6 protein-coding genes are annotated in these 4,894 nt (G+C 55.1%); 2 read left to right on the top strand and 4 right to left on the bottom strand.

Going from position 1 to position 4,894, the window contains the following annotated elements; genetic code table 11:
• The coding region (locus D8U69_RS21175) for a glutamine synthetase family protein (RefSeq protein WP_130908059.1) at positions 1–773 on the bottom strand (773 nt) is incomplete at its 3' end.
• Positions 774–811: 38 nt separating this feature from the next.
• On the bottom strand, positions 812–1,174 hold the full coding sequence (locus D8U69_RS21170; RefSeq protein ID WP_056854053.1) for a gamma-glutamyl-gamma-aminobutyrate hydrolase family protein: 363 nt from the start codon (positions 1,172–1,174) through the stop codon (positions 812–814).
• Positions 1,175–1,452: 278 nt separating this feature from the next.
• On the opposite strand from D8U69_RS21170, the gene D8U69_RS21165 reads away from it, so the two are divergent.
• Positions 1,453–2,829, top strand: coding sequence for a glutamine synthetase family protein (locus D8U69_RS21165; protein ID WP_056854054.1), 1,377 nt, complete (start codon positions 1,453–1,455; stop codon positions 2,827–2,829).
• A 283-nt stretch (positions 2,830–3,112) separates the two neighbouring features.
• Positions 3,113–3,748, top strand: coding sequence for a TetR/AcrR family transcriptional regulator (locus tag D8U69_RS21160; RefSeq protein ID WP_130903849.1), 636 nt, complete (start codon positions 3,113–3,115; stop codon positions 3,746–3,748).
• A 159-nt stretch (positions 3,749–3,907) separates the two neighbouring features.
• Here D8U69_RS21160 and D8U69_RS21155 read toward each other — a convergent pair whose 3' ends face one another.
• Both D8U69_RS21155 and D8U69_RS21150 read right to left on the bottom strand, forming a co-directional pair.
• On the bottom strand, positions 3,908–4,594 hold the full coding sequence (locus tag D8U69_RS21155; RefSeq protein WP_130903848.1) for a hypothetical protein: 687 nt from the start codon (positions 4,592–4,594) through the stop codon (positions 3,908–3,910).
• Between the two features lie 208 nt (positions 4,595–4,802).
• A partial coding sequence (locus D8U69_RS21150) for a TOBE domain-containing protein (RefSeq protein WP_241668681.1) occupies positions 4,803–4,894 on the bottom strand: 92 nt, incomplete at its 5' end.

The following is a 4,894-nucleotide window of genomic DNA, read 5'->3' as shown; positions in this document are numbered from 1 at the left end:
CTGCCCGGCTCACCGGTCATTGGCTTGGCCATGAAGGTGGCGGCCACGTCGTGCTTGAGCGCGGCTTCGCGCATGGTGCGCTTGAACACCAGAATCTGGTCAGCCAGGGACAAGGCATCGCCGTGACGGAAGTTGATTTCCATCTGCGCCGTGCCGTCCTCGTGGATCAGCGTGTCGAGATCCAGCTCCTGCAATTCACACCAGTCGTAGACGTCTTCGAACAGCGGATCGAATTCGTTCGCCGCCTCGATGGAGAACGACTGGCGACCGGTTTCCGGGCGGCCGGAGCGGCCGATCGGCGGTTGCAACGGGTAGTCCGGGTCGTCGCTGCGCTTGGTCAGGTAAAACTCCATTTCTGGCGCCACGATCGGCTGCCAGCCCTTGTCGGCATAGAGTTTCAGGACTTTCTTGAGCACGTTGCGCGGCGACAGCTCGATCGGGTTGCCTTGTTTGTCGTAAGTGTCGTGGATAACGATAGCGGTCGGCTCGATGGCCCAAGGCACTACATATACCGCGCTCTGGTCGGGGCGGCAGATCATGTCGATGTCGGCCGGGTCGAGCAGCTCGTAATAGATGTCGTCTTCGACGTAATCGCCGGTCACGGTCTGCAACAGCACACTTTCTGGCAGGCGCATGCCTTTTTCGGCGATGAATTTGTTGGTCGGCGAAATCTTGCCCCGGGTGATCCCGGTCAAGTCGGCGATCATGCATTCGACTTCTGTGATCTTGTGGTCTTTCAACCAATCGGTGAGCTGGTCGAGGTTGTTACTCATAAATGCCTCTAGGCTTTGAGTTTCCTGACTCTTGGGAGTCAGGCGATAGTTGACGCATCGGCGTCGCGTTGAAATACGGGTTTGCGACAGGCTATCGTGTTCTTCGCGCTCCGCAAGGCAAATGCCAGGCGTGCAGAATCGCGAGCGGTGCCCTGCGCCATGGCTGAGCTGCTATTGTGAATCGGTTCTATATTGAATGGAGTAACCGTAATGGGGGTGCCATCAGGGCCGTCCAGAATATCGGACGGGAACAGCCGAACCGTCAGGGACGTGAGGTTCGCCGGCAGGGCCGAAGCTGCCGGGACCGCGGTGCGCACGCAAGTGTCGCCACTCATGTGATAAGCATGCAGACCGATCTGTCTTGAGCAGTCGGTGACGCCGATTATCGGCAGGCGAGACATGAAGCACCCCGGTATTATTGCTGTTATGGGTTTGATTCGAGCTTAGCCTTGTTCATTTTTTTACACAACACCCCCGTAAAAAATACAACACGGCCCGCTCAATCCCGCGGGCGCCATCGAGGCCAAGGGCATAAAAACGCCCCAAAGTGCCTCAAAAAAGCCACGCGAGCGCTTTTTTAGGGCAAAAAAGGCCTCGCTTGACTTCGGCATGCCGTTCGGGTTGACTGGAAACCGAAAAGATCAATGATTGATATTTTTAACAACAAAGGTGTTGCATCATGTCGGTACCCCCGCGTGCCGTTCAGCTTAACGAAGCGAACGCGTTCCTTAAGGAACATCCTGAGGTTCTGTACGTTGACCTTCTGATTGCGGATATGAATGGTGTGGTGCGCGGCAAGCGCATCGAACGCACCAGCCTCCACAAGGTTTACGAGAAAGGCATCAACCTGCCGGCCTCTCTATTTGCTCTGGATATCAATGGCTCTACGGTGGAAAGCACCGGCCTGGGCCTGGACATCGGTGATGCTGACCGAATCTGCTATCCAATTCCTGATACCCTGTGCAACGAGCCATGGCAGAAGCGCCCGACCGCGCAACTGTTGATGACTATGCACGAACTCGAAGGTGACCCTTTCTTCGCCGACCCGCGCGAAGTGCTGCGACAGGTGGTGACCAAGTTCGATGAGATGGGCCTGACCATCTGCGCCGCGTTCGAACTGGAGTTCTACCTGATCGACCAGGAGAACGTGAACGGTCGTCCGCAACCGCCCCGCTCGCCGATTTCCGGCAAACGCCCGCATTCGACACAGGTCTACCTGATCGACGACCTCGACGAATACGTCGACTGCCTCCAGGACATTCTGGAAGGTGCAAAAGAGCAAGGTATCCCGGCCGACGCCATCGTCAAGGAAAGTGCCCCGGCGCAGTTCGAAGTGAACCTGCACCACGTGGCCGACCCGATCAAGGCCTGCGATTACGCCGTCCTGCTCAAGCGCCTGATCAAGAACATCGCCTACGACCATGAAATGGACACCACCTTCATGGCCAAGCCTTACCCGGGCCAGGCGGGCAACGGGCTGCACGTCCACATCTCGATTCTCGACAAAGATGGCAAAAACATTTTTGCCAGTGAGGATCCCGAGCAGAACGCCGCACTGCGTCACGCGATCGGCGGTGTGCTCGAGACCCTACCGGCGCAGATGGCTTTCCTCTGCCCGAACGTCAACTCGTACCGTCGTTTCGGCGCACAGTTCTACGTGCCGAACTCACCGTGCTGGGGCCTGGACAACCGCACCGTAGCGATTCGTGTGCCGACCGGTTCATCCGATGCCGTGCGCATCGAGCACCGCGTGGCCGGTGCCGACGCCAACCCGTACCTGCTGATGGCTTCGGTCCTGGCGGGCGTGCACCACGGCCTGGTCAACAAGATCGAGCCGAACGCACCGGTGGAAGGCAACAGCTACGAGCAGAACGAGCAAAGCCTGCCGAACAACCTGCGTGATGCATTGCGCGAGCTGGACGACAGTGAAGTGATGGCCAAGTACATCGATCCGAAATACATCGATATCTTCGTCGCGTGCAAAGAGAGCGAGCTGGAGGAGTTCGAACACTCCATCTCCGACCTTGAGTACAACTGGTATTTGCATACCGTGTAAGCGCTTGCAGTACAAAAGAACGCCGCAGGCTGACAAGGCTTGCGGCGTTTTTTTATGGCCGACATTAAACCCTGTGGCGAGGGAGCTTGCTCCCGCTGGAGGCCGAAGGACTCCCTGTCATTCGCGAGACGAACCTTTCAGGCATGTCGCATTGACTGGTTTTGGGGCCGCTCCGCTGCCCAGCGGGAGCAAGCTCCCTCGCCACAAGGTCAATGCCCACTTCTGGGATATGGAACATCTGCCTGCACTGCGTACAATGCCCGCTGCCCCTCAGGAGACTTCAATGACACGCGTAGCCACCGTTCGCAAACCCCGCGCCCGCAGCCAGGCACGAATCGATTCGATCCTCGATGCCGCTCGCACCTTGCTGGCCGCCGAGGGTGTGGCCAGCCTGTCGATCTACAGCGTTGCCGAGCGGGCGGAGATCCCGCCCTCCTCCGTCTACCATTTCTTCGCCAGCGTACCGGCCTTGCTGGAAGCACTGACCGCCGACGTCCACGCCGCCTTCCGCGCCTGCCTGCAAGCACCCATCGACCACGACGCGCTGAGCGGTTGGCGTGACCTGTCGCGGCTGGTGGAACAACGCATGCTCGACATCTACGGCGAGGATGCCGCCGCCCGCCAGCTGATCCTGGCGCAACACGGCCTGACCGAAGTCACCCAGGCCGACCGCCAGCACGACATCGAACTGGGCGACCTGATGCACAAGCTCTTCAATCACCACTTCGAACTGCCGAAACTGCCGGATGATGTCGATGTGTTTGCCCTGGCCATGGAGCTGGGGGATCGAGTGTACGCGCGCTCGGTGCAACAGCACGGGCAGATCACACCGCGCATGGCCGAAGAAGGGATGCGGGTGTTTGATGCCTACCTGGGTCTTTACTTGCCACCCTACCTGCCCAAGAGAATGCAGCCTTGAAGCACATCAGATTGCATCAAGAGAGAATCGACGGCTGCAGCGCAAACAATTCCTGACTGCATGCAAAAGCTATTGAAACTAAAAATACAAAAAGGCCTGGATAAATCCGCGACAGTATAAAATCGCCAACACAGGCCTTTATTGAAACCACACCCACTGTTAGTTTCGCAACAATCCCGGCCAAGTATTATCATTAACGGGATCAGGGCCACCCACCAACCTATCTTCGTCCATATTATATTTTAGATAACGATTACCCGTCAGAAAAATATAGTAGAAATCATCAGCCAAATCGCGATCAAATTGTACTGCAGTAACAATTTCGTATCTGTAAGGACCTACCCCCGGCCAGTTAGCGTCATTGGTAGGTTTTTTTTCAATCGTTTCCTGACGAGCATCGTATCGTAGGTAATCCCCATCACTCATCAAAAACAAAAATATGTTATCTCTAAGAAACGTAGTTGGCTCTTTCCACCATACACCAGCCACAATCTTATCAAAGTATGGTAACAACAGTGACCACCGGCTATCTGCCAGCGTTTCAAATTGAACAACCCTGTCCGTCTGCTGATGGTAGGTACATACCTTTGGGGTATTACCATCCAAATAGAAGAGATGCAGATAATCGCTATATCCGCTCGTTGTTGTAAACCCAAAGCGCAAATATCTGGCATAGGGATGAAATTCCCCCCAGTTCCCTGCATTAATTGCTGTAGGGTAGCCTGGTGGAACTCTATCTTCTGCATTATTGAATCGCGAAAAAGTATTTGTATCCTTGAAGAAAAAATAGCAATGATCCTGCCCTTGCCGCCAATCCACAGCAACACAATTTTTTATGTCCGGCATGATTTCTACTCCTTGCGAATTAAGGATGAATGCAAGACCAAAGCTACACAAAAAATCATACCTTGAAACCTGTCAAAGTTGACAGTTCCGCCAAAACAATCTGCATGTTAGGATTTCGGCCAAAAGGCCAATTAGTTTTTTACTTCCTTTTTATAAATATCTACCTCGAAGGGCTTGCACCCTTCGGGGCAGTGTTTGTCCCACGCCCTTACAACTTGGCGATCGACACCTCGGTGGATTTCACAAACGCGATCACTTCACTGCCCACCGCCAATTCCAGCTCTTTCACCGAACGTGTGG

Origin of the sequence: Pseudomonas sp. Sample_16 (assembly GCF_004307665.1) — a bacterium.
Lineage (GTDB): Bacteria > Pseudomonadota > Gammaproteobacteria > Pseudomonadales > Pseudomonadaceae > Aquipseudomonas.
Note: the sequence above shows the minus strand (reverse complement) of the source record. Positions and strands in the feature narration are given on the sequence as shown.